This is a genomic window from Rhizobium sp. 2YAF20 (assembly GCF_052114685.1).
Taxonomy (GTDB): Bacteria; Pseudomonadota; Alphaproteobacteria; order Rhizobiales; family Rhizobiaceae; genus Rhizobium.
Map to the genome: position 1 here is coordinate 85,175 of NZ_JBFRFF010000013.1, position 23,954 is coordinate 109,128.

21 protein-coding genes are annotated in these 23,954 nt (G+C 61.2%); 8 read left to right on the plus strand and 13 right to left on the minus strand.

Annotated features, from left to right (window positions below; genetic code table 11):
- Window positions 1-7: 7 nt before the first annotated feature.
- Window positions 8-493: a cupin domain-containing protein gene (locus AB4Z52_RS17045; RefSeq protein WP_442219113.1), complete on the minus strand. Its 486-nt coding sequence runs from the start codon at window positions 491-493 to the stop codon at window positions 8-10.
- Between the two features lie 187 nt (window positions 494-680).
- Between AB4Z52_RS17045 and AB4Z52_RS17050 the strand changes: the two genes are divergently transcribed.
- The 6 genes from AB4Z52_RS17050 to AB4Z52_RS17075 all read left to right on the plus strand — a co-directional run bounded on the left by AB4Z52_RS17050 (window position 681) and on the right by AB4Z52_RS17075 (window position 7,750).
- Entirely contained in the window at window positions 681-1,649 is a 969-nt protein-coding gene (locus AB4Z52_RS17050) for a hypothetical protein (RefSeq protein WP_442219114.1), read from the plus strand.
- A 233-nt stretch (window positions 1,650-1,882) separates the two neighbouring features.
- A complete protein-coding gene (locus tag AB4Z52_RS17055) occupies window positions 1,883-3,070 on the plus strand; it encodes an acetyl-CoA C-acyltransferase (RefSeq protein WP_442219151.1) in 1,188 nt (395 codons plus the stop codon).
- A 21-nt stretch (window positions 3,071-3,091) separates the two neighbouring features.
- Entirely contained in the window at window positions 3,092-4,219 is a 1,128-nt protein-coding gene (locus AB4Z52_RS17060; RefSeq protein WP_442219115.1) for an acyl-CoA dehydrogenase family protein, read from the plus strand.
- A 48-nt stretch (window positions 4,220-4,267) separates the two neighbouring features.
- Window positions 4,268-5,500, plus strand: coding sequence for a 3-methyl-2-oxobutanoate dehydrogenase (2-methylpropanoyl-transferring) subunit alpha (locus tag AB4Z52_RS17065; protein ID WP_442219116.1), 1,233 nt, complete (start codon window positions 4,268-4,270; stop codon window positions 5,498-5,500).
- Window position 5,501: 1 nt separating this feature from the next.
- On the plus strand, window positions 5,502-6,515 hold the full coding sequence (locus AB4Z52_RS17070; protein ID WP_442219117.1) for an alpha-ketoacid dehydrogenase subunit beta: 1,014 nt from the start codon (window positions 5,502-5,504) through the stop codon (window positions 6,513-6,515).
- 2 nt (window positions 6,516-6,517) lie between these two features.
- Window positions 6,518-7,750 carry a dihydrolipoamide acetyltransferase family protein gene (locus AB4Z52_RS17075; RefSeq protein WP_442219118.1) on the plus strand — a complete coding sequence of 411 codons (1,233 nt, stop codon included), beginning with the start codon at window positions 6,518-6,520 and terminating at the stop codon, window positions 7,748-7,750.
- 54 nt (window positions 7,751-7,804) lie between these two features.
- Here the strand turns inward: AB4Z52_RS17075 and AB4Z52_RS17080 are convergent, their stop codons facing one another.
- The 6 genes from AB4Z52_RS17080 to AB4Z52_RS17105 form a co-directional block, all read right to left on the minus strand.
- Window positions 7,805-9,553 carry a hydantoinase B/oxoprolinase family protein gene (locus AB4Z52_RS17080; RefSeq protein WP_442219119.1) on the minus strand — a complete coding sequence of 583 codons (1,749 nt, stop codon included), beginning with the start codon at window positions 9,551-9,553 and terminating at the stop codon, window positions 7,805-7,807.
- A complete protein-coding gene (locus AB4Z52_RS17085; RefSeq protein ID WP_442219120.1) occupies window positions 9,550-11,637 on the minus strand; it encodes a hydantoinase/oxoprolinase family protein in 2,088 nt (695 codons plus the stop codon). The genes AB4Z52_RS17080 and AB4Z52_RS17085 overlap by 4 nt, the downstream gene beginning before the upstream one ends.
- 84 nt (window positions 11,638-11,721) lie before the next feature.
- A complete protein-coding gene (locus tag AB4Z52_RS17090; RefSeq protein ID WP_442219121.1) occupies window positions 11,722-12,306 on the minus strand; it encodes an amino acid synthesis family protein in 585 nt (194 codons plus the stop codon).
- Entirely contained in the window at window positions 12,303-12,887 is a 585-nt protein-coding gene (locus AB4Z52_RS17095; protein ID WP_442219122.1) for an amino acid synthesis family protein, read from the minus strand. Before AB4Z52_RS17095 ends, AB4Z52_RS17090 begins: the two co-directional genes overlap by 4 nt.
- Window positions 12,880-13,818 carry a UPF0280 family protein gene (locus AB4Z52_RS17100; RefSeq protein ID WP_442219123.1) on the minus strand — a complete coding sequence of 313 codons (939 nt, stop codon included), beginning with the start codon at window positions 13,816-13,818 and terminating at the stop codon, window positions 12,880-12,882. Before AB4Z52_RS17100 ends, AB4Z52_RS17095 begins: the two co-directional genes overlap by 8 nt.
- A gap of 13 nt (window positions 13,819-13,831) precedes the next feature.
- The gene (locus AB4Z52_RS17105) at window positions 13,832-15,325 is read right to left on the minus strand and encodes a 6-hydroxynicotinate reductase (RefSeq protein ID WP_442219124.1); all 1,494 of its coding nucleotides are present in this window, start codon (window positions 15,323-15,325) and stop codon (window positions 13,832-13,834) included.
- 285 nt (window positions 15,326-15,610) lie between these two features.
- Between AB4Z52_RS17105 and AB4Z52_RS17110 the strand changes: the two genes are divergently transcribed.
- A complete protein-coding gene (locus AB4Z52_RS17110) occupies window positions 15,611-16,057 on the plus strand; it encodes a MarR family winged helix-turn-helix transcriptional regulator (RefSeq protein WP_442219125.1) in 447 nt (148 codons plus the stop codon).
- A 110-nt stretch (window positions 16,058-16,167) separates the two neighbouring features.
- Window positions 16,168-17,010, plus strand: coding sequence for a ferredoxin--NADP reductase (locus tag AB4Z52_RS17115; RefSeq protein ID WP_442219152.1), 843 nt, complete (start codon window positions 16,168-16,170; stop codon window positions 17,008-17,010).
- Here AB4Z52_RS17115 and AB4Z52_RS17120 read toward each other — a convergent pair.
- The 6 genes from AB4Z52_RS17120 to AB4Z52_RS17145 form a co-directional block, all read right to left on the minus strand.
- Window positions 17,007-17,618: a cysteine hydrolase family protein gene (locus AB4Z52_RS17120; RefSeq protein ID WP_442219126.1), complete on the minus strand. Its 612-nt coding sequence runs from the start codon at window positions 17,616-17,618 to the stop codon at window positions 17,007-17,009. The two genes, AB4Z52_RS17115 and AB4Z52_RS17120, sit on opposite strands and share 4 nt — an antisense overlap.
- Before the next feature lies 1 nt (window position 17,619).
- Window positions 17,620-18,681 (minus strand): ABC transporter ATP-binding protein, encoded by a 1,062-nt coding sequence (locus AB4Z52_RS17125; protein ID WP_442219127.1) that lies wholly within the window; start codon window positions 18,679-18,681, stop codon window positions 17,620-17,622.
- Window positions 18,668-19,447 (minus strand): ABC transporter permease, encoded by a 780-nt coding sequence (locus AB4Z52_RS17130; RefSeq protein ID WP_442219128.1) that lies wholly within the window; start codon window positions 19,445-19,447, stop codon window positions 18,668-18,670. The genes AB4Z52_RS17125 and AB4Z52_RS17130 overlap by 14 nt, the downstream gene beginning before the upstream one ends.
- Entirely contained in the window at window positions 19,444-20,361 is a 918-nt protein-coding gene (locus AB4Z52_RS17135) for an ABC transporter permease (RefSeq protein ID WP_442219129.1), read from the minus strand. The genes AB4Z52_RS17130 and AB4Z52_RS17135 overlap by 4 nt, the downstream gene beginning before the upstream one ends.
- Entirely contained in the window at window positions 20,351-21,427 is a 1,077-nt protein-coding gene (locus AB4Z52_RS17140; protein ID WP_442219130.1) for an ABC transporter substrate-binding protein, read from the minus strand. Before AB4Z52_RS17140 ends, AB4Z52_RS17135 begins: the two co-directional genes overlap by 11 nt.
- A gap of 240 nt (window positions 21,428-21,667) precedes the next feature.
- The gene (locus AB4Z52_RS17145) at window positions 21,668-23,953 is read right to left on the minus strand and encodes an MGH1-like glycoside hydrolase domain-containing protein (protein ID WP_442219131.1); all 2,286 of its coding nucleotides are present in this window, start codon (window positions 23,951-23,953) and stop codon (window positions 21,668-21,670) included.
- Window position 23,954 lies beyond the last annotated feature (1 nt).

The window sequence follows — 23,954 nt, forward strand, 5'->3', positions numbered from 1 at the left end:
GGGGCCGCTATTTGTGGATAGGGTCAATCCAGGCGACCTCTTCCGGCTTCTCGATCGGCTCGATGTCCAGATTGACGACGACAGGCTCCTGGCCGGATCGAACCAGAACGCATTCGAGCGTCTCGTCGCGGCTGGCGTTGATTTCCTGATGGGGCACATAGGGTGGCACGAAGATGAAGTCGCCGGGACCGGCTTCCGCGGTAAATTCCAGCCTTTCGCCCCAGCGCATGCGGGCTTTGCCCTTGACCACATAGATGATGCTTTCAAGGTCGCCATGGTGGTGGGCTCCGGTCTTGGCATTGGCGTGAATTGTCACCGTTCCGGCCCAGATCTTTTCCGCGCCGGCGCGTGCCTTGCTGATGGCGCTGGCGCGGTTCATGCCCGGCGTCTGGGCTGTGTTCGGATCAAGTGAGTTGCCTGGAATGACCTTCACGCCATGATCGCGCCAATGATCTGCGTCATGGTGGTGGCCGTCGTCGTGTTCTTGGGTCACTGTCGTCTCCTGAGCGCGCTGGATCCGCCAAAGAAACGCCGGACACGATCAAACGTCAATGCCAGCGTTTGTGCTTCAGCTCTTGCTGCTTGTGGTTCATTCTGTTGGAAACCATAGTGCGCGGCTTCACACATCGGATCAAAACTGAAAGAGTTATGCCGGTATGAAACTAGGAGTGCGATGTGCAATGCGTAACACCGTCCTGCGAAAAATTTACAGGAGGGCCCGCAATGTTCCCGCGGATCTGGCCTTGAGGACAATCAACATCCCCATGGTCGAAAACCGGCTTCGAGCCCGGCATGAGCAGGCAAGAGACAGGCACGAGCCCGATCTGCCGAAGCTTTCGGCCGCAGACATGGAAATCGTCGACACGTTGCATCGCGACGGCGTCTACGTCACCTCGCTGGCGTCGTTGGCGCTGCCAGACACCGCGGAGATGTTCGGCTCAGCGCAATCCATCGCCGGCAGCTATCGCGATCGCGTCGGCACCAAGGCATTCAGCAACTGGGACGTCATCATGGCCAGCGCTGAGGAGATCATGACCCATCCGGAAATATTCAAATGGGGCTTGAACCAGCGGCTTTTGAACATCGTGGAAGCCTATCTTGGCCTTCCGGTCGCCTATGACGGCTTGAATATGTTCTACACGGTCGCAGACGGGCGGCAGGTCGGCACCCGCAAATGGCATCGCGACCGCGAAGACAGGCGGATGATCAAGATTGCCGTCTATTGCAACGACGTCGACGAGGATGGCGGGCCGCTTCAAGTCGTGCGTCGCGATGTCGTGAAGGGAAATCTGGTCGACGATTTCACCTATCCGGTGCTCAGCCAGGAGGGTCTGGAAAAGAAACTGGGCGCTCAGATCACCGACCACGATGTCATGACGTGCACCGGACCAGCGGGAACAGTGATCTTCAGCGACACCGCCAGTCAATATCATCGCGGCAAGCCGGCCATATCCCGCGATCGATGTGCCATCTTCTACAATTATTTCTCCCGCGTACCGCGCCATCCGTTCTTCTGCGAACGGTCGGGCCTGTCGCGGTCGCAAATCGCAAAACTCGCCGACGGTCTCACGCCGGAGCAGCGAGACTGCGTCCTCTGGCGTGACAGCCTGCCGGCAATCGCCCGTCTCGTTCCGCGTGATATTGCATAACGCTATCCCATCGCCCCGCCACGCAATAAGCGGTCTGTCGGCACGATAATCCGCGAACGAAAATTGCAAACCGCAGGCAGAGGCCGATTTGGCCTTGAATGCAATCTTTGCGGTGTCATCTTGATCGGATGAGCCGCCCGGTGGAGGAGCGCCTGGCGACGGTCGATCTCTCGACGACGCAGGCCATTGCGCTCGTTGCTAAGGTGAATGTCTTATTTCCCCGGGAGGAGGAAATGGCGTTGGATGATCCGATAGTCATCGTAGGGTCTGCCCGTACCGCCATCGGCGGGTTTCAGGGAGAACTCAAGGGGGTGCGCGCGCCCGAGCTTGGGGCGGCGGCGATCAGGGCAGCGTTGGAGCGGAGCGGCGTTGCGCCTGAGCTCGTGGACGAAGTTGTCTTTGGCTGCGTTCTTGCCGCTGGCCAGGGGCAGGCCCCGGCACGACAGGCGGCGATCGCAGCCGGCATTCCCGACGCAACCGGCGCCACCACAGTGAACAAGATGTGCGGTTCTGGCATGAAAGCCGTGATGCTTGCCCACGACCTGCTGGTTGCCGGCAGCGCCTCGGTGGCGGTGGCCGGCGGCATGGAGAGTATGACGAATGCCCCCTATCTGCTGGATCGAGCCCGTAGCGGTTATCGGCTTGGTCACGGTCGTCTCGTCGATCACATGTTCCTCGACGGCCTTGAGGACGCCTATGACAAAGGGCGGCTGATGGGCAGCTTTGCCGAGCAATGCGCGACCGCCTACCAGTTCACCCGCAAGGCGCAGGATGGCTACGCGATCATCTCGTTGAGACGGGCACAGGCAGCGATCGAGAACGGACATTTCGAGGCTGAAATAGTGCCCTTGACGGTTGGCAACGGCCATCTTGAACAGGTGGTCAGCCGCGATGAGCAACCCTGGAAAGCCAGGCTCGAAAAGATCCCGACGCTCAAGCCAGCCTTCCAGGAGGGTGGCACTGTGACCGCTGCAAATTCGAGCTCGATATCAGACGGTGCGGCGGCACTGGTCCTGATGCGTCGTTCCGAGGCCGATCGGCAGGGTCTATCGCCGCTTGCAACGATCAGGGGTCATGCCAGCCATGCACAGGCGCCCAATCTCTTCGCGACCGCGCCAATCGGCGCACTTCGAAAGCTCAGCGAGCGCATTGGATGGGCGCTTCAAGACACGGATCTCTTCGAGATCAATGAGGCCTTTGCTGTCGTCGCCATGGCCGCGATGCGGGATCTGGACCTGCCGCATGACAAGGTGAACGTGCATGGTGGTGCCTGTGCGCTCGGTCACCCGATCGGCGCGTCAGGCGCGCGCATCATCGTGACATTGCTTTCGGCGCTCGAGCGATATCGGCTCAAGCGCGGCATGGCGGCGATCTGTATCGGCGGCGGCGAAGCAACCGCGATCGCCCTGGAGCGGCATTGATATGTGTGCAGGAGACGATCAATGATCCTGACGGAAGCCCAACGGCAGATCCGCGATGTCGCCCGCGACTTTTCGCGCGAACGCCTGGCTCCCGGCGCCGGCGTACGCGATGCCTCGCATCAGTTCCCGAAGGAGCAGCTTAAGGAAATGGGCGACCTCGGCTTCCTTGGCATGCTTCTGCCGGAGGCCTATGGCGGCTCCGATACCGGTGCGGTCGCCTATGCCCTGGCCGTCGAGGAGATCGCCGCCGGCGACGGCTCGTGCTCCACAATTATGAGCGTCCATAGTTCGGTCGGCTGCGTGCCTATCCTGAAATTCGGCACCGAGGCGCAGAAGCAAAGGTTCCTGCCGAGGCTTGCGACGGGGGATTGGCTGGGCGGCTTCGCGCTCACCGAACCGCAGGCGGGCTCGGATGCCTCGAACCTGCGCACCCGCGCCCGCCGCGACGGCGATCACTATGTTCTGACCGGCGCCAAGCAGTTCATCACATCTGGCAAGAACGGGCAGGTGATCATCGTTTTTGCCGTGACCGATCCGGATGCCGGCAAGAAGGGCATTTCGGCATTCATCGTTCCAACCGACACGCCAGGCTACGAAGTGGTGCGCGTCGAAGATAAGCTGGGGCTGCATTCCTCCGACACCTGCCAAATCGCCTTCAACGACATGCGCCTGCCGGCCGATTTGAGGCTCGGCGAAGAGAGTGAGGGCTACAGGATCGCGCTTGCCAACCTTGAAGGTGGTCGGATCGGCATTGCCGCGCAGGCCGTCGGCATGGCGCGCGCCGCCTTCGAGGCGGCACGCGACTATGCCAAGGACCGGATCGCCTTCGGCAAGCCCATCATCGAGCATCAGGCGGTCGCTTTCCGGCTTGCCGACATGGCAACGAAGATCGAGGCCGCGCGTCAGCTGGTGCTGCACGCAGCCGAGCTGAAGGAGACCGGCGAGCCCTGTCTTACCGAAGCATCCATGGCCAAGCTTTATGCATCGGAGATGGCCGAAACGGTCTGTTCCGATGCGATCCAGATTCACGGTGGCTATGGATACATGGCCGATTATCCGGTCGAGCGGATCTACCGGGATGTTCGCATCTGCCAGATTTACGAGGGGACGAGCGACGTACAGCGCATTGTCATTGCACGCAGCCTGTAAGCGTCAGGCTGCGCGTTCGCGGAGCGAATGAGGAGGAATGAAAAAGGCATGGCCGAGATCACGCAACTAAGCCTGCATGTGCCCGAACCGGCAGTGCGGCCCGGCGGTCAACCGGATTTTTCCACGGTCAAGATACCGAAGGCGGGATCCGTGCCACGTCCGGAGGTGGATGCAGCGCCCGAGACGATCCGCGATCTTGCCTATTCCATTATCCGCGTCCTTAACCGCGACGGCGAGGCCGTTGGCCCCTGGGCTGGCCTGCTGTCGGACGACGATTTGTTGACCGGTCTGCGCAATATGATGAAACTGCGGGCTTTCGATGCCCGCATGCTGATGGCCCAGAGACAGGGCAAGACGTCCTTTTACATGCAGCATCTGGGCGAAGAGGCCGTGAGCTGCGCCTTCCGCAAGGCGTTGAGCAAAGGGGATATGAACTTCCCCACCTATCGCCAGGCCGGCCTTTTGATTGCCGACGACTATCCGATCGTCGAGATGATGAACCAGATATTCTCCAACGAAAGCGATCCGCTTCGCGGCCGGCAACTGCCGGTGATGTATTCCTCCAAGGAGCACGGCTTCTTCACGATATCGGGCAATCTCGCCACGCAATTCGTGCAGGCGGTCGGCTGGGCCATGGCATCGGCGATCAAGAACGACACAAGGATCGCAGCAGCCTGGATTGGCGACGGCTCGACGGCGGAGTCCGATTTTCACGCGGCCCTGGCTTTCGCCTCCACGTATAAGGCGCCGGTCGTGCTCAATATCGTCAACAATCAATGGGCGATCTCGACCTTTCAAGGCATTGCCCGTGGCGGCTCCGGCACTTTTGCCGCGCGCGGATTGGGCTTCGGCATTCCAGCGCTGCGCGTGGACGGTAACGACTATCTTGCTGTCTATGCCGTCAGTCGCTGGGCTGTGGAACGGGCCCGACGAAATCTCGGTCCGACGCTGATTGAATATGTGACCTATCGCGTTGGCGCGCATTCGACCTCGGACGATCCGAGCGCATACCGCCCGAAGACCGAGTCCGAGGCCTGGCCGCTTGGCGACCCGGTTCTGCGCTTGAAAAAGCATCTGATCGTGCGCGGCGCATGGTCGGAAGAGCGTCACACGCAGGCGGAAGCGGAGATCATGGACGAGGTGATCCGCGCCCAGAAGCAGGCGGAAGCCCATGGCACGCTGCAGGCGGGCGGCAAGCCATCCGTGCGGGATATCTTCGAGGGCGTCTATGCCGAGATGCCGGCGCATATTCTTCGTCAGCGGCAGAAGGCGGGTTATTGAAATGGCCAGAATGACAATGATTGAAGCCGTACGCAGCGCGATGGATGTCTCGATGGCGCGTGACGACGACGTCGTCGTCTTCGGTGAGGATGTCGGCTATTTCGGCGGCGTGTTCCGCTGCACGCAGGGCCTTCAGGCGAAATACGGCAAGACCCGTTGCTTCGATACGCCGATCAGCGAATGCGGCATTGTCGGCACGGCGATCGGGATGGCCGCTTATGGGCTGAAGCCATGCGTCGAGATTCAGTTTGCCGACTACATGTATCCGGCCTACGACCAGATAACCCAGGAGGCGGCCCGTATCCGCTACCGGTCGCATGGCGACTTCACATGTCCGATCGTCCTGCGCATGCCGACCGGCGGCGGCATATTCGGCGGCCAGACGCACAGTCAGAGCCCGGAGGCGCTATTCACCCATGTCAGCGGCCTGAAGGTTATCGTTCCCTCCAATCCCTATGATGCCAAGGGCCTGCTGATCGCGGCCATCGAGGATCCCGATCCGGTCATGTTCCTCGAGCCGAAACGTCTCTACAACGGTCCGTTCGACGGCCATCATGAGCGGCCGGTGGTGCCGTGGTCCAGGCATGAGCTTGGCGAGGTGCCGGAGGGGCATTACACCATTCCGATCGGCAAGGCGGAGGTTCGCCGGCCCGGCGCATCGGTCACGGTCATCGCCTATGGCACGATGGTTCATGTCGCGCTTGCGGCGGCGGAAGAGACCGGGATCGATGCCGAGGTGATCGACCTCAGGAGCCTGCTTCCGCTCGATCTCGAAACCATCGTGCAATCGGTGAACAAGACCGGCCGCTGCGTCATCGTCCATGAGGCGACACTGACGTCCGGCTTCGGCGGCGAGGTGGCCGCTTTGATCCAGGAACATTGTTTTTATCACCTCGAGGCGCCGATCGTCCGGGTGACAGGCTGGGATACGCCCTATCCGCACGCGCAGGAGTGGGACTATTTCCCCGGACCCGGACGGGTCGGACGCGCACTCACCGACGTTATGGAGGCATGAACATGGGCGAATTGGTCATTGAGATGCCTGATGTCGGCGAAGGCGTGGCAGAGGCCGAACTTGTGGAATGGTTCGTCAAGCCCGGCGATCCCGTGCTGGAGGATATGGTGCTTGCCGCCGTCATGACGGACAAGGCGACGGTCGAGATCCCGTCTCCCGTGAACGGCACCATCCTTTGGCTCGGCGCGGAGATCGGTGACAAGGTGGCTGTGAAGGCGCCGCTATTGCGGATCGAGGTGGCCGGCGGGGTTGGCGAAGCGCCCGAGACGTCCGCGCAAATGGTCCCGGCCGCGGCTAATGTCGAAGCTTCTTCTTCCTACGCGGAACCGCATCCCGCTATTCACGAACAGGTGCAAAAACCACTGGCGTCGCCGGCGGTTCGGCTGCAAGCCAAGGAGGCGGGCCTTGACCTGCATGACATCCGCGGCACGGGACCGCTCGGTGCGATCACGCATGAGGATATGGAGCTTTATCTCGCAAAGGGTGCGCCGGCGCGATCCAAGTCGGCCGAACCTGCCCGGAAAACTGAGGTAGAGGAAATCAGGCTGACAGGCCTGCGCCGTCGCATTGCCGAGAAGATGACGCTTGCCGCCTCGCGCATTCCGCACATCACCTATGTGGAGGAGATCGATGTCACCGATCTTGAGGACTTGCGATCACGGATGAACGAGGACCGGACGCCGGATCAACCGAAGCTGACGATCCTGCCCTTCCTGATGCAGGCGCTGGTGATCGCCATCGCGGAACAACCTGGCGTCAACGCCACCTTCAATGACGAGGCCGGCATTATCACCCGCCATAGCGCCGTTCATATCGGCATCGCCACCCAGACGCCGGCGGGCCTGACGGTTCCGGTCTTGCGCAATGCGGAAGCACGAGACGTTTGGGATTGCGCAACTCAACTCAACCGGCTGGCAGAGGCGGCCCGCACCGGCACTGTGCTGCGAGAGGAACTCACCGGCTCGACCATCACCATCACCTCACTCGGTGCGCTCGGCGGTGTCGTCACAACGCCGATCATCAACCACCCGGAGGTGGCGATCATCGGCGTCAACAAGATCATGATGCGCCCGGTCTGGGACGGCAACCGCTTCATTCCCCGCAAGATGATGAACCTGTCATCGAGCTTCGATCACCGGGTCGTGGACGGATGGGATGCGGCGACCTTTATCCAGCGAATAAAGGCCCTGATCGAAACGCCATCATTGATCTCGATCGAATATGTGGTTCGATGAACAAGGTCGGCGATCTGTCGGCAACTGCGCCAGAGGGCTGATGGGATCAGCCTCTCAGGTCATGGACCGCTCGGCCCGGTCGATGTCAGTCCTTTCGACATCGACGCGAAGCTCTGGGGTCAGCACCACGCCGAATTCGGTCCTTGCTTGCGCCACGGAGTAGCGGCCGAGCCGGACGTCCTCTGCGACGGCCTGGACATCGCGCTTCAACGGGTTTCCATAGCCGCCGCCGCCCGGGGTCTGGACCCTGACGCGGTCGCCTGGTTTCAAGGCGATATCCTGTTCCTTTGAAAGATGTTCCGGCGTCATTGGAACGCCACTTCTCCAGACGGTGACGACATTGGGGCGTCCGTCGCTGCCGCCAAGCGCACCCTGGGGGCCAAACCGGCCATGGTCCATCACGAAGCTTGCGGTCGCGTTGCCGCGGCGGATCTCGATTTCGTAGTCGAGCCCAAAGCCGCCGCGGTGCAGGCCGGCGCCACCGGACCCCTCCCGCAGCGCATAGCGATGATAGAGGACCGGGAACTGCTGCTCCATGATTTCCACTGGAGGCGCCTTGGAGATCCCGATGGTCGAGCAACCATTGGCAAGCCCGTCGTGATCGATGTTGCCGCCGTAGCCGCCACCTGAGATCTGGTACATGACGTAGTCGCGGTTGCGATCAGGATCATGGCCGCCGAGCGCGAAGTTGCCAGAACTGCCAGCAGGAGCGGCGGTCACTCGATCGGGCAGGGCTTCGACCAGTGCTGCAAAGACTGCTTCGGCGATGCGCTGGCTGACTTCGGCCGCGCATCCGGACACGGGCCTTGGATAGTGGGCATCGAGGAAGGTGCCGGCGGGCGTCTTCACCTTGAGAGGCTCGAATGCGCCGGCACTGATCGGCACGTCGGGGAAAATGTGCCGCATCGCCAGGTAGACGGAGGAGAGCGTCGTTGCCAGCACCGAATTCATCGGGCCGGCGCAAGGCTTGGAGGAACCGGTGAAATCGAACTCCAGTTCGTCGCCCTTCGCCGTGATCGCGAGCCTGATCTCGAGCGGCTCGTTGACCACGCCGTCGCTGTCGATATAGGCAACGGACTGATAGACGCCTTCCGGGATCAGTCTGACGTTGGCGCGCATCTGTTCAGCCGAGCGACGCCGCAGTTCCTCAATTGCCTCGATGACTGTGTCGTCGCCATAGCGGTCGAGGATGCGCGATAGCCGCTGCTGACCGACGAGAAGTGCGGCGGCCTGTGCCTTGACGTCGCCGATGCGCTGTTCGGAAACCCGGATGTTCGAGCAGATGATCGCGTAGATCTCCGTATCGAGCTTGCCTTCCTTGAAGAGCCGAACCGGAGGCAGCCGCAAGCCTTCCTGCTCCACCGACGTCGCCGACGCGGAAAAGCCGCCCGGCACGGCCCCGCCCGTATCCGGCCAATGGCCGGTGTTCGAAAGCCAGCAGTAGATCTCGCCATTGCGGTAGAAGGGCATGGCAAAGCGCACGTCCATCAGGTGCGTGCCGCCAAGGTAGGGATCGTTGACGATGTAGATGTCGCCGGGCTTCGGCGCTGCCGCCTTGCCGGAGGCGATCATCTCGATCAGCGTCCGGGTCGAATATTGCATGGTGCCGACAAAGACGGGCAAACCGCCTGCACCCTGGGCGATGAGGGAGCCGTCCTTAGCCGAATAGATGCCGTCGGAACGGTCATTGGCCTCAGCGATCACAGGAGAAAAGGCGGCGCGCGAGAAAGAGAGATCCATCTCGTCGCAGACCTGCTGCAGGCCGGACTGGATGACGCTCAATGTAATCGGGTCAATGCTCACAGCTGGCCTCCGATCGTGATGATGATGTTTCCGTCAGCATCCTGCACGGCGACATCACCGGGCTCGATGATGGTCGTCGTGTCCATCTGCTCGACGATCGCAGGGCCGGAAATGGTTGCGTCGGCGGGAAGATGATCGCGCCAATAGATCGGGGTCTCGACCCAGCCGTCGAACCACACCGACCGGCTTCCCGTCTGCGCCTCCTTCAGCGTCGCTTTTCGACCGTCCCGGTCGATGAGCATTGATAGATCTATTTCCGTGCGACGGCCGATGACCGATGTATTGACGTTGACGAGGCTCGCGCGAATCTCGGGTAGCTCGACATGGAACCTGCCGAAATACATTTCCTCGAAGCGCGTCTGCAGTTCTGCGCGTGTGGGCAGTGGCCCTGGAAGCGGAACGCGCAGGAGATGCGTCTGTCCGATGAACTGCATGTCGACCGAGTGCATCTCTCGGATTTCTCGGATCGCGACCCTCTCTTTGGCGATCAGGCGTCGGCCTTCTGCAGACTGCTTTTCAAAGAGGTGATGGACCGCATCCATGTCGGCGATGTCGAGCGGCCGGTTGACGGTATTGACGAAGTCATGGCGAAGATCGGCGACGACGCAGCCAAGCGCGTTGGTTATGCCAGGGCGCGGCGGTGTCAGTACCCGCGGTATGCCGAGCTCGCGCGCGATCGAGGTCGCGTGCAGGGGGCCGGCGCCACCAAATGAGAACAGGGCGAAATCGCGAGGATCCTCGCCGAGGCTGACGGATACCATTCGCACCGCGTCCGCCATCCTCGTATTGGCAACTCGAATGACCGCCGCCGCCGAGGCCACGGCGTCGAGACCGAGAGGCTGGCCGAGTTCGGTCTCGAAAATCCGCTTGATATCATCGACGGACATCCCGCCCGGAACGGAGTTCAGCTTGGCGGGATTGAGGCGGCCGAGGATGAGGTTGGCGTCGGAAATGGTCGGGCGGGTTCCGCCACGCCCGTAGCAGATCGGCCCCGGCGACGCTCCGGCGCTTTCCGGCCCCACCTGCAGCAATCCAGCCGCCGTGACACGGGCGATCGAGCCGCCGCCGGCGCCAACCGTTCTGACGTCGACCATCGGTACGTGGATCGGCATTGCATATTCGATCTCGATCTCGTTTGAAACCGCAGGCTCGGCGTTGCGGATGAGCGCGACATCGGTGGACGTGCCGCCCATGTCGTAGGTGATGAGATCGGGAATTCCAGCGCGGCGGCCGGTATAGGCTGCAGCCATGACGCCGGATGCCGGCCCCGACATGACGGTTTTTGCGGCCTCCTTGGCGACATGCCGGGCCGATACCATGCCACCATTGCCGTTCATGACAAGGACGTCATGCTTATAGCCGCGTTCGGCCAGCCTGTCGGCCAGACGCGATACGTAGCGGGCAAGAAGCGGCTGCACGGAGGCGTTAACTGCCGCGGTCACGCCACGCTCGAACTCGCGACTTTCAGAAAGCAGGGCGTGGCCGAGCGTGATATTTTCATTCGGCCAGATCTCTGCTGCAATCTCGGCTGCGCGCAACTCGTGAGCCGGATTTGCATAGGCATGCAGGAAATGGATGACGAGGGCCTCGCAATCCTTGGCGACAAGCTCCCTGAGTGCTGCCCGCAGCGCGTCTTCGTCGAGGGCAATATAGACATTGCCGCCCGCATCCATCCGTTCGGGAACCTCCAGACGCAGGTCCCTCGGGATGATCGGCTTGAACTCGCCCTTCATGCCGTAGGGGTTGGGGCGCGTCCGTCGCCCAAGTTCCAGCACATCGCGAAAGCCCCGGGTGGTGATGAGACCGGTGCGGCAAAGGTTGCGCTCAAGCACGGCGTTGGTGGTCGTCGTGGTTCCATGCACGATCAGATCGAGCGAAGCGATATCCGCCTCAGCCGCATCGAGCGCGTTGAGGACGCCGGTCGCCTGATTGTCGAGCGTGGTCGGGGTCTTGGCCAGGCGCACCTTGCCGGAGACGGTGTCGAAGAGGACGAGATCGGTGAAAGTGCCCCCGACGTCGATCCCCGCCACCTGTGACTGTTCGGCGACCGGATCGGCCACCTCATTCGCCAGAGACTGTTGCACAGCGCGTTCCCATTATTGTTTGTATACGAATGAATTAAGTCGATCCCAGCGGCGTTTGTCAAGGCGCTGATCACCTTAGGAGCTTTACCGAAGGCCGTCTTTTCCGCCGATGCCGGAAACAGTCAGGCCGCCGACGCGGGCAAGAGGACGACCGCCGTCGGTCAATGCGACCGCGACAACGATCTCATCGGGTCTGGGGGCATCGCTGATGGCCACTTCCATTCCGTCGAAATGGGAGCGCACAAAGGCCGCATCCTTGTGGCCGAGCGGGATGTCGAAGGGCCGGCCGGGGCCGCCGCGTTTCTTGGAAGAGGGGATCAACGCGGCACCGCCGCCAATGAGGTCGCGCAACGGCTGGCCGAGCGAAGGATGGAGAAGGGCGGCTGCATGCTCGAGCTCGCCGTCCTCGCCAACCAAGGCCGCCTTGCCGTAGCTCTCTATGCCGGACGGTGGGCTGCCGAGAGCTGCGAGACATTTGCGTCCGAGCAGGTCTCCAAGCTCGGCTCCCGCCTCTATCAAAGGCGTCAGATCTTCCACATAGCGCCCGGCGAACGGATTGGCGACCACTGCAACCGCGGCCGCTTTTCTGATCGGACGATCTAACCGTACGCCCATCTCGCTGAGCGTCTCCTCGACAATGATCGATATTCGCCTGATGGAGGCGCTCAACGAAGTCCGTCCTCGCCCTTGATGTCGGCCGCCTTCAATCCGCCGGCGCGATTGTGAATGCGCGCTCCGGTCGTCATGACCAGGACGACGGCCATTTCATTGCTGCGAGGGCCATCCGGGACGCCGACTTCCATCGCGTCGAAATGGCTGCGGACATAGGACGCATTGATGTGGGTGATCGGGACATCGAGCCGGGTGCCGGGGCCGCCGACCTTCTTCGACGACGGCACGATGGCCTTGGCACCGCCGAGAACCTCGCGCATGGCATATCCTCCGGGTGCGTGCCACAGCGCGCCGTGTTCGAGTTCGCCGTTCTGGCCGACGATGATGCCCTTGCCGTATCCTTCGACGATCGACGCGTCGCCGCCGAGAGCGCCAACGAGACGTGTCGCCATATCGAGCCCCAGCGGCTCCAGAGCCTTCATGAAGCCCGTTATTTCCTCATGATATGAGCCGGCAAAGGGGTTGTCGATCACAGCGACAATGGCCCCTCGCAGCAGGGGTTTTTCAGCCGGTCTGCCGCCTTCGTGATAGATTTCCTCGACGATGGTCAGGAATTTGCGAATCTTTACCTCAGGCATAAAAGGTCGCTCCGGTTGGTGCATGATGAGAAATGAAATGTTGGTCGGCCGCGCCGATGGATGGGACGACAAGCCGACCCCGATCTTTCAGGAACAGGGCCGCGCGGTGTATCAGCCCGGCGTCAAGCTGGCGCTCCGCGTCCGCCGCGCCGGCTGCAAGAGCCAGGTCGACCTCGGCCTTGCTCAGGAGGCCGCAGCCGACGACCACCAGCCGCTCCCCCAGATCGCTGTCATCGACGACGTCGATGGCGCGGGCACGGCGAATTTGCGGATGGCCGGCCAGATCGACCGCGTTGGCAACGATCGTGGCAGACGCATCGGCAGCGGCGGCGGTCGCGGCAATGATGGTTACGCTATCGGCTATTCCCATCGACAGGCTGCGGCCACCGCGTCCGCTCGTGGCGATGCCACGCGAAGGGCTCTTGCCTTCGATCGCGAAGTCGCCGAGCGATATCCCGGTTTCGGCTGCCATGCGGATGCGGAACTCGCCGGATCCGCTAAGATGCAAGGAGATGTCGCCGCCATTGTTGACGTACATTCGCGAGGGACAGCTTTCGACGTCGAAAGCAGATTGCATCGCAGCGATGATCTCATCGGCCACCGCGCCCGCGACTGCCGCCATCGGCGTAATGAAATGTGCGTTTGCAAAAGGGCTCACTGCCTCGACCATCCGTAGCGCGACGGCGCCGGTTGGACGTGGAGTGCGCGCACCGGCCGGCGCCTTGAGCAATCCTAGCTCGTCAACGAGCTCCTCGAGGACGGTTTCGAAACGTGCCCGCGCTGCGTCGAACGCCTTGCGGCGTTTGATGGATACATCGCGTCCCGTTTGTTCTGCCTCGTCGACACCGATTATGAGATCAATCGGGCCGTGCTGCAGATGCAGCCGGCCATCGGGGTCTCCATCCAGGTATCGGGAAATTGGCCCGGGCATCGCAAACCTCCGCTCAAACGCCCCAGCGGAAGTTGCGGCCCTCGGTCGGCCAGGGCGATCCTCCGATCGGGCTGACGCGACGCTCGGCAACCTCAAGCGCCTGTTCGATCGGTACGACGGACTCCATATGGCCGCCCAGCGCTCGGTAGTCCTCAAGGCGCATGGTAAACTCGATCGGCGCGACAAGGGCAGGTGTCGGCACATAGCCGAAGGAATTGGTCGGCATCTGCGTCACGTCGGCCATCACAGTGATACCACCGCCCGGCCAGACATAGGCAGGCGCACCACCGCAGGACACATAGGTGAGGGCATCCTTTACCGAACGCGTCAGCCGAACCGGGTTCGTTGTCACGCCGGCTCGGAGGCTTCCGCCGGCGCCGCCGATGAACATGACCGAGGCAAGCGCCGGTTCGCAGTTTTCCGCAATGATTTCGACCGACACTTGTAGGGCCGATGGCAGGATTGTCTGCAACTCGGGACGCAGATTGTCGTCAAGAATGTAATAGGCGTATTGCTCGCCCGTGGTCGAGACCATCAGCATGCGCATTCCGGGCCACGCCGTCTTCGGGTCGAAATCGGAAAGAATGGTCAGCGGATCGGCTATATTTGTTCCGCCCCAGCCGACACCAGGTGCTGCCACCTGAAAATATCTGCCGGGCGTCGACCGCCGGCCCTTGATGCGGATTCCGGTCGCCGGAACGTCCAGCAGCTTGCCGGCCTGATGTTCCGACAGAACGCCGGTGATGTGGTCGTCGACGACGACGACCTCGTCGACATGACCCATCCACTGCTTTGCAAACATGCCGATCGTCGCCGAGCCGCAGCCGACCCGCATCCGGCTTTCGACCGCGTCGTTGATGATTGGCGCCTTGCCTGCCTGGACGATGAGGTTGACACCGCCCTCGATCTGCATGCCGACGGCCTCGCCGTTGCACAGGTTCAAAAGCGTCTCGCAGGTGACCCGGCCTTCTTTCTTCGATCCGCCAGTGAGGTGATGAACCCCGCCCAGCGACAGCATCTGGGAACCGTACTCTCCCGTCGTCACATGGCCGACCGTCTCGCCGTCCACCTTGACCGCAGAGGTCTCCGCGCCGAGAAACCGATCGGTGTCGATCTTAACTTTAGCGCCACAATAGCTGAAGATACCTTCGGTGACGACCGTCACCATGTCGACGCCGTTTTCCTTCTGCGAGACGATGAAGGGTGCGGGCTTGTAGTCCGGATAGGTCGTGCCGGCGCCGACCGCGGTTACGAAGCGCTTCGTGGACTGGACCAGATCGCCATCCCATTCGGCCTCATCAGGTCTGGCAAGGAAGGGCACGAGATTGCCGCCTTCGGATATGGCGTTGTCTATGATGGTCAGCGGATCGACGCGGATAAGGTCTCCGCCGACATTGGCGTAGCGGTCGCAGGCCCCAGCTCGTCCGTCGGCGATGTAGCACATCACGGGACAGGCGTCGCAGCGGATCTTGCCGTTGGCGCTGCTTTCGACTTGCTGCTTCACCATTCCGCTCTCCTATTCGCGCTGAGCCTGAACATTCGAAGCTCGTAAAGGCCGGGACGGTGAGCCGCCCTCGTTCCCCATTCTTGTTTGTATGCGAACGACTATCAGCTCTCGACGTCCGGCTGTCAAGCTTTCCGCAGGGCTGTCGATGTCGCTTGAGTTTAGCTGGTTTGCCGATGCCGCTGCCAGCTGCCTTGCATTGAGCACCGGGACGTTGAACAATCGCGCCGCCAGGGTTAAATGCCCTGAGCAAACGCGTGCATGCAAATGTTATATGAGGGTGCTTTGATGCAGAATTCCGCTGAGACCGGGCAGATCGACGAGACCGCATATCAAGTCGACAGGCAGGTTGGTTTCCTTCTGCGCCAGGCAAGCCAGCGTCATGTCGCGATCTTCATGAACGTTATCGGCGATAAGCTGACCACGACCCAGTGGTCGGCCTTGTCGAAATTGCAGCAGAACCAGCCATGCTCACAAAATCAGTTAGGACGCGAGACCGCGATGGATGTCGCGACCATAAAGGGCGTCGTGGATCGGCTTGTAAAACGGGGGCTTGTCGCCACAATGCCGGACACATCAGACGCAAGACGAGTTGTCCTTTCCCTGACGCCGGAGGGTGAAGAGGTGGTCGCTGACAATATGGCGGCAGCCAGAGCAGCCACAGAGGAAACTCTCTCGCCCCTGACTTCTGGCGAGCGGATGATCTTCCTCGAACTGCTGCGAAAGCTTTGCTAGCGTTGTTGGTGCAATGAACCCTGATAAAACGCTTTGACATTTTCTCGCGAGACTGGAATATTCGTTTGTATACGAATGAATATGAGCTGGTCAGGGGAATCGGTATGAATATGGAACTGAAGCATTCCGCCGAAACGCATTCGTCACACGCAAGCGGCTCGTCGGCAGCCCGTTTTCCCATACCCGAGAACGTCTTTGCGCAGACGGTGACCGAAGTGCGCCATTTTACCGATCGACTGTTTAAGTTTCGCATCACCCGGCCAGCTGAATTCAGGTTCCGGTCGGGCGAGTTCATCATGATCGGTCTTCGTAATGCGGAGAAGCCGGTCTACCGCGCCTATTCGATTGCGAGCCCTTTCTGGGACGAGGAAATCGAGTTTTATTCGATCAAGGTGCCGGGCGGGCCGCTGACCGAACATCTTCAGAAAATCGTCCCCGGCGATACGGTTCTCATGCGCAAGAAGCCGACAGGCACCCTGGTGCTCGACGCGCTCGTTCCCGGCAAGCGGCTTTACATGCTCTCCACCGGAACGGGGGTCGCCCCCTTCGCCAGTCTCATCCGCGATCCAGAAACATATGACAAGTTCGAGGAAATCGTTGTTGTCCAGACCTGCCGCGACGTCGCCGAGCTGACCTACATCACCGAGATGGTCGACCAGTTGCGCGAGGACCCGTTGATCGGTGAGCTGGTCGGCGATCGCCTTCGGCTCCACACCACGACGACGCGTGAGCCCTTTGCACGGATGGGACGCATCACGGATCTACTCTCCAGCGGACGGTTCTTCGAGCAGACTGGCCTGCCGCCGATCGATCCCGAGGTCGATCGTGGCATGATCTGCGGTTCCATGGACATGCTGAAAGACACCAAGGCCGTGCTCGAGGCCTTCGGTCTCGTCGAAGGTGCGAACAATGCGCCCGCAACATTCGTCGTCGAACGCGCCTTCGTTGGCTAGAGGTTTGCCCGGGGCTGGCCCCCGCGCGCTCTTGCAATGAGCGAGGCCGTTGTCGCCAGTTCGATCTGATCCGGCATGCGCGGCAGGACGTGTGTCAATATCGCCTCATGGGATTGATAGGACGAACTGCCGACCGCATCGGTCGCGATTATCACATGGAATCCGGCGTCAACCGCATCGAAGGCGCTTGCAAGCACGCAAATATCAGTCTCTACACCGCTGAAGATGATTGTATCGACGGCTTGGTGCCGTAGCGTGTCGGCAAAGCGTGCAACCCCGAAGATCGAGTAGGTGGTTTTCTCGACGACGGCGCTTTCCGGCGCGATTGCCGCAAGAGGGGCGATCAAGTCCTGCATCGCCGGATCCATCTGCTCGGTGGTGAGCATCGACCAGCGCCGGTAGTAGGTCTCCCAGCTTCCAGGAGCCTGCTCGGGTGCGGCAGGGACCATGAACTTGGCAAAAAGCGTCACTCCGGCGTAAGCCTCGCAAAGTTCAAGAATATTCGGGAGTATTTCCGCCATGATGGGCGTATGCCACACGGTTTCCTCGGCGAAGATCCGTTGCATGTCGATCACAATGTGGCGAACATTCGCTGCGTTCGAACCCATCTCAGTTCTCGACTCCTATGGTGTGGGCCGGCGACCAGGAGAGAGTGACCTCAGAGCCTGAAGGGATGATCGTGCCGTCGGTATTTTGGGCAAATAGCTTCAGTTCTTCTTCAGCTGCCGTCGTCAGAACGTAGGTAAGGGCAGGTCCCGCATAGATCACGGCCCGCACCATGGCCTTCAACACGTTGAGGCTTGGATCGGGCGCCGCGCCATCTTTCACAACCGACATCTTCTCAGGGCGGACTGCCAAGGTGGCGGTTGCGCCGTCGGCTCCGATTGGAGTGCTGCAGCGGACCATGGTGCCGTCGGCAAGCTTCACCGCGCCGGAAACGACGGTTCCGGTCAGGAAATTTGCGTCGCCGAGGAACTGGGCTGCAAATTTCGTCCTTGGACGCTCGTAGATTTCCGACGGTGCGCCGATCTGCACGATCTTGCCGCGATCAAGGATCGCCACGCGGTCTGAAAGTGTCAGGGCCTCTTCTTGATCGTGGGTGACGAAAATAGTCGTCAGCCCTGTTTCCCGCTGGATGCGCAGAAGCTCCACCTGCATCTCCTGGCGCAACCGTCGATCAAGCGCTGACAAGGGTTCGTCGAGAAGAAGAACGCTCGGTCTGATGACCATGGCGCGGGCAAGTGCCACGCGCTGCTGCTGGCCGCCGGAGAGCTGCTTTGGCCGGCGGGTGCCGTATCCCGGCAGCCGCACCATCTCCAGTGCCTGTTCCACCTGCCGCCGCGCGTCCTCGCCCTTTATGCCGCGTCGGGCAAGGCCGAAGGCCACGTTTTCCGCAACCGACATATGCGGGAAGAGGGCATAATTCTGGAATACCATGCCGATGTTGCGCGCCCATACCGGCGTGTCCGTAACGTCGTTTCCGCCGATCGAGACCTTGCCGCTATCGGGCGCTATGAAGCCGGCAACGATGCGAAGCAGCGTCGTCTTTCCCGAGCCTGAGGGACCGAGCAGGCTGGTGAAGGAACCCTCCGTGAATGACGTGGTGATGTCCGACAGCACGGGCGTTTGGCCATAGGTCTTGGCGACCGACGATACTTCAACGTTTGTCACTGATGCCTCCAGGGCGGGCAATGAGAGCAAAGACCAGAATGGCGGCCATGGACCCGAGCAGCAGAATGGTCGAGATCGCGTTTATCTCCGGCGTGAAACCCTTGCGGATCGCCGAATAGATCTGGACGGGCAAGGTCGTGTAGCCGGGTGTTGCCAGAAAATAGGATATCACGAACTGGTCCAGCGATACGGCAAATGCAAAGAGCGCTGCCCCTATGATGCTTGGCGCGAGAAGCGGCAATGTTACCGCGAAGAAGGCGTGAACGGGCGTGGAGCCGAGGCTCATCGCAGCTTCCTCGAGATCGGCCCGGATGGTCTGAAACCCCGTTCCAACGACCAGCACGACATAGGGAATTGCCAATGCGACGTGGCCGATGAGAAGCGCGTGCATGCCCCGCCCTATGCCTGTCCAGAAGAAGAAGACCAGCATTGCCGTGCCTGTAATCAGCCAGGGGATTGCGATCGGCGGCAGGAGCAGCAGCTGAAGGAGCGTCTTGCCCTTGAATGTGCGCCGGGCAAGGGCGACCGAGGCCATGGTCCCGAGCACGGTGGCCACGACCGCGGTAATGACCGCGATGACGATGCTGTTTACACCTGACGTAATCAGTTGGTCGTTGCCCGCGAGTGCCGCGTACCATTTGGTCGAGAAATGAAACGGCAGCTCGTAGAGCGAGGATTCGTTGAAGCCCATCGCCATCATGACGACGATGGGAAGATAGAGGAAGACAAGGATGGCAGCGAGGTAGATCCGGCCAAGTGCGGTCATGCTGCAGCTCCCGTACCGCGCCGCAGGACGCCTGAAAAGGTCGCGAAGATCGCAAGGACGACGGCCAGCATCGTAAACGACAGCGCAGCGCCGAGCGGCCAGTTGAATGCCTGGGTAAACTGGTCCTCGATGACAGTGCCCATCGTGACGCCGACCCGGCCGCCCAGAATTCTTGGCTCCATGAACGACCCGATCACCGGAACGAAAGTCAGCACCGATCCGGAGACGATGCCCGGCATTGCCATGGGGACAAGTATCTTGAAAAGGATGGTCCACCAGCGCGCGCCGAGACTCGTCGCCGCCTCGACAATGGCATCGTCGATTGTCACCAGCGCGATGTAGCAGGTCAGGATCATGTAGGGCAGGTAGCCATGGACAAGCCCCAGCACGATGGCCGCCCGCGTGTACAGAAATCCGACGGAGCCGGCGTCAGGGGCGAACCAGTGCAGGACGTTGTCGAGGAAACCGCCTTCACGCAGAACCATCGTCCACGAAAAGATGCGGACGAGCCCGTTTGTCCAGAACGGAAGAAGGATAAGGATGAGCAATGTTTCCCGCGCGCGGTTGGCCGTCGTGCGAGCAAGGGCAAGCGCTGCGAAGAAGCCAAGAATGGCGCAGGCGACCGTGGTCGTCAGTCCCATCACCAGCGACGTCCACGCGATCCCGACCAGGTAGGGCTGGGTGACGAAGGCCTGATACTGCTTCAACGTAAAGACGATCGGCGCGCGGCCCATCGGCGTCGCGTTCATGAAACTGAAGACGAGCATCGTCAGCAGCGGCAGGAAGACGGCCACGAACAGCCAGCCATAGGTCGGCAGCAAAAGGGCGACGGTCGGGAGCCAGCCGGGCAGGCGGCCCCGACCGCGCGCGCCTTGCAACGCGCCCGCGGCCGTCAGGTTTGCCTCAGGCGGCATAGAAGGCTTTCACTTCCTGCCAGAGGTTGTTGAAGGACTCACGACGGTCGTCCGGCAGTGCCGACTGGATCGTCATGGTCTTCAGGTATTCCGGCTTATGGATCAACCGGTTCAGATCGTCAGCGGGCAGCTTGTCCATCGCTGCCGCGTTGGCGGAGGCTGGAGCGCCGACCTTGGTTGCCCATTCGACATAGAATGTCGGATCGATCATATAGTCGATGAAGGTAAGGGCGGCCGCGGCGTTCGGCGCTCCTGTCGGAACGCAGAGGCTATCGAGCCAGCCGATGCCGCCTTCCTTGGGAACCACGAACTCGACCGGCAGCTTGCTGTTGCGCTTCGAGCGAACCGCCGCTCCCGACCAGTATATCGAGAGATCGAATTCCTTGGCGGCGAAGGATTTGTTCCATTGGTCTTCGCTGGACCACAATAGCTTGACGTTGTCCTTGAAGCCCTTAAGCTTCGCGGTCACGGCAGCCAGGTCCTTCGGGTTGTTCATGTCCTGGCCGGAAAGAAGCGCTCCAATGGCGACGCCCGTTACGGCATCGTCAAACAGCGCGACGCGGCCTTTGTGGGATGGGTCGCCAAGCGCTGCATAGCTGTCGGGCTTCGGGGCTCCTTCGACGATTGCCAGGGAGGTGATGCCCCAGACCCATGAGGCGCCATAGGTCTTGCCGTCAAGCTGCAGATTGGAATGGCCCTTGAGTTCGGGCGAAAGTCCTGCCGCATTCTTGACCGCGGAAAGATCGATCGGTGTAATCAGTCCTTCGCCGGCAGCCTGTTGCGTGCGGGCCGAATTGATCAGCACGACGTCGTAAGCGCCCGGGTTGGTGCGCAGTTTCGTCAGCATCTCCGGCTCGGAGCTGAAATAATCATGGACGACCTGAATTCCGGTCTTCTCGGTGAAGGCCTTCAGCGCCCATGCTTCGTCAGTGCCATATCCCTGCCAGTTCAGGACCGTGATCTTGGTGGCGGCGCGGGATTTGCGGGGCATCATCGTGGTTGCGGCAGCGGCAAGCACTCCGGTTCCGATGAGCCCAAGTGTCTGGCGTCTTGTGGTGGTGATCATGCTTGTTTACCCCTCTCTATTGTTGTTGGCGTGCAATCGATGTCGCGGGCCTTTGCGGCCGGCGCAGCAATCTTGCCTCGCTCGATCGCGCCCTTTTCCTCTTGGGCAACCACCGGGCATGCAACTTGAAAACAGAAATTTCTTATGCGGAAGCGGATTGGCCGCGCCCTGTCTTTTCTTGTCTGGATTCGGACGGTCCTCTATTCCGCCGGCCGATCCAATCTGTTTGTGTACAAATGATTATGTACATCTATTTGCGTTGTCAAGTTGGGCGTTGTTCGCCGGGGCGTCGGTGCTGGCAACCGGCTTGAACCAGACGTGGAGCTCGGTAGCGCCGGCTGCAGGAGGTATGAGGAATTCGACGCCCCACTTGGCGGCATTGGCTGTCAAATTCGTTGTCCCGAAGTGGGCAGCTATGATCGATGTGACGTCGAGGCCGGGCAAGGATAGCCGTGCGTCCCTTTCTGTCCCGCCTTGAAGCGTGCAGCTAAAATGGCCTTCGCCGAAGCTCAGCTTCGTCATTCGGCCGATGAAATCCGTTGTAAGAAGTGTTCCGGCATCCCTGTCTAGCGAGGTCACGCCGTTACGGATACTCAGCGAGACCGCGCCGAGGGGTGACAGGAACGGACCGAGGGCCACGTCGCTGCCGTCACTGGTGATTGTCCATCCGGTCCATGGATCAAAGCCTGAGACTTCTTCAACCGCCATCAATGGCAGCAGTGCCGACCAGATGTAGAATGGGTCGGTGTCGCCCTGATCCATCGCCTCACCATTGTCCGAGTTGTAGTTCTCGGCGGCAATGCGGTGCTCCTTCCAATTCTGCATGAAGAGGTCGTAGCTCTTGCCGGCAAGTTCCAGCGCCTGTTCATCGAACCCGTAGCGCCGCAACCCGAGCCAGACCAGATAGTTCACGTTCGGCCAGATCCGGCCTCTCCAGTAGACATTCTCGGTGTGGGAGGGGTCGTCGCGGGTGGAGTTCGGCAGGACGAACGCGCCGCCGAACGTCTCGGGATCGGCGAGATGGTCGAGAAGTCTCGCGGCTTGCTCGGAGTTCGCCGCGCCGCAAAGCAAGGGATAGAAGCTGGTCGGCGAGAGCGAGCGTACGAACCCGCCTGCGCGCTGACGATTGGCAAAGAGCCCGCGGCTCTCATCCCAAAGCTCGCGGCCGATGAGATGACGGCTACGCTCGGCGAGCGCGGCGAACTCCAGCGCGTCCGCCGTGTCGCCGAGAACGCCGGCGATTTTCGACAACATTTCAGCATCGAGTGCCAGCGCGCAGTTAAGTCCGAGATCGAAGGTTGAGAGCGAGCGCGTGGCGGGGTCATAGAGCGCTTGGTCGTGTGTGGCGGAATTGTCCATGCCGGTCTCGTTGCGTGCACCGAAAACCGTGCCCTTGTAGAGACCTTCGCCGACGTCGCTTGTTCCGCAGGAGATCAGTCCCGATCGGTCGGGGTCGCGGTTCTCCCGCCACCAGCGCTGATTGCGCGCAAGGGCCCGATAGGAGGTCTGCAGCAAGGATTTTTCGCCGGTCCTTTGGTAAAGCAGCCAGGCGACCAGTGCTCCGTGCGGCGGCTGGCTACGGTCGACCCAGGCGTCGTTGGAGGTCACGATGCAGGCGATGTTGCCCTGAGGCGTCGCACCCGCAAGGGCAACCGCCATATTTTCGCGCGCGACATCCGCGTCGAACGGGCCAGATAGCAGTGCCGCGAAGGTCTGGTCATTGTACCAGACGGCGAACTCGCCGAGATTCCATATCCGGCTCACCGCCGTGTAGGGTCGGTGATTGACCTTGTCCCAGATGGTGTTCCAGCCGACCACATCGCGCATCGCATCGAGAGATCCGGCAAATCGACCTTCATGGGCAGGCGGCAAGAGCGCATTGCCTGCAGCAAGGCAGGTGCGAGCCTTTGCAATCGCGAGCGCTTCGGTGTCGGCGACCGCAGCCGCATAGCCGCCTTCGCGCATCATTTCCATATTGAAGCGCAACCCGAGGACAGGATCCGCGTCGCTGCGGGTGGCGGTGTAGAAATAGCCGTTCGTCTCGAAATCGGTTTTGAGGGCGTCGATATTTTGGTGTCCGGTGACCTGGATCGGCGCATCTTTCGTGACAATCGCGACATAGCGACGGTCGATACAGACTAGCGTCGCATCGGCAACGGGATCGTACCTAACCGTCTCGCCGCCGTCCGCCGAGACCACGAGCGTCACCCAGAAGCGAGTGCCCCATTCTCCAAGGGCAGTTGCCTGCCAGCTCCCGCGTATCGCAAACGGATCGGTCGACTGGGCGGAAAAGCCGATGACAGTGCCCGATAGCTCGGTCTCGAGCTCTATCAGCCGGTTTGCGATCGTATGGCGGCCGAACCGCACCTTGTCGCTTCTGGGCTCGATGAGGCTCACGCGCCTCGATCGGCTTGAATAGAGCATCGGTGTGATGCGAACGCCAAGAGGAAGATAGGTCAGTTCGGCAGGGCGCAGCGACCAGCTGTTCCAGGCCCTGTTGAGAGGGATGGTGTTGTGACCGCGCATA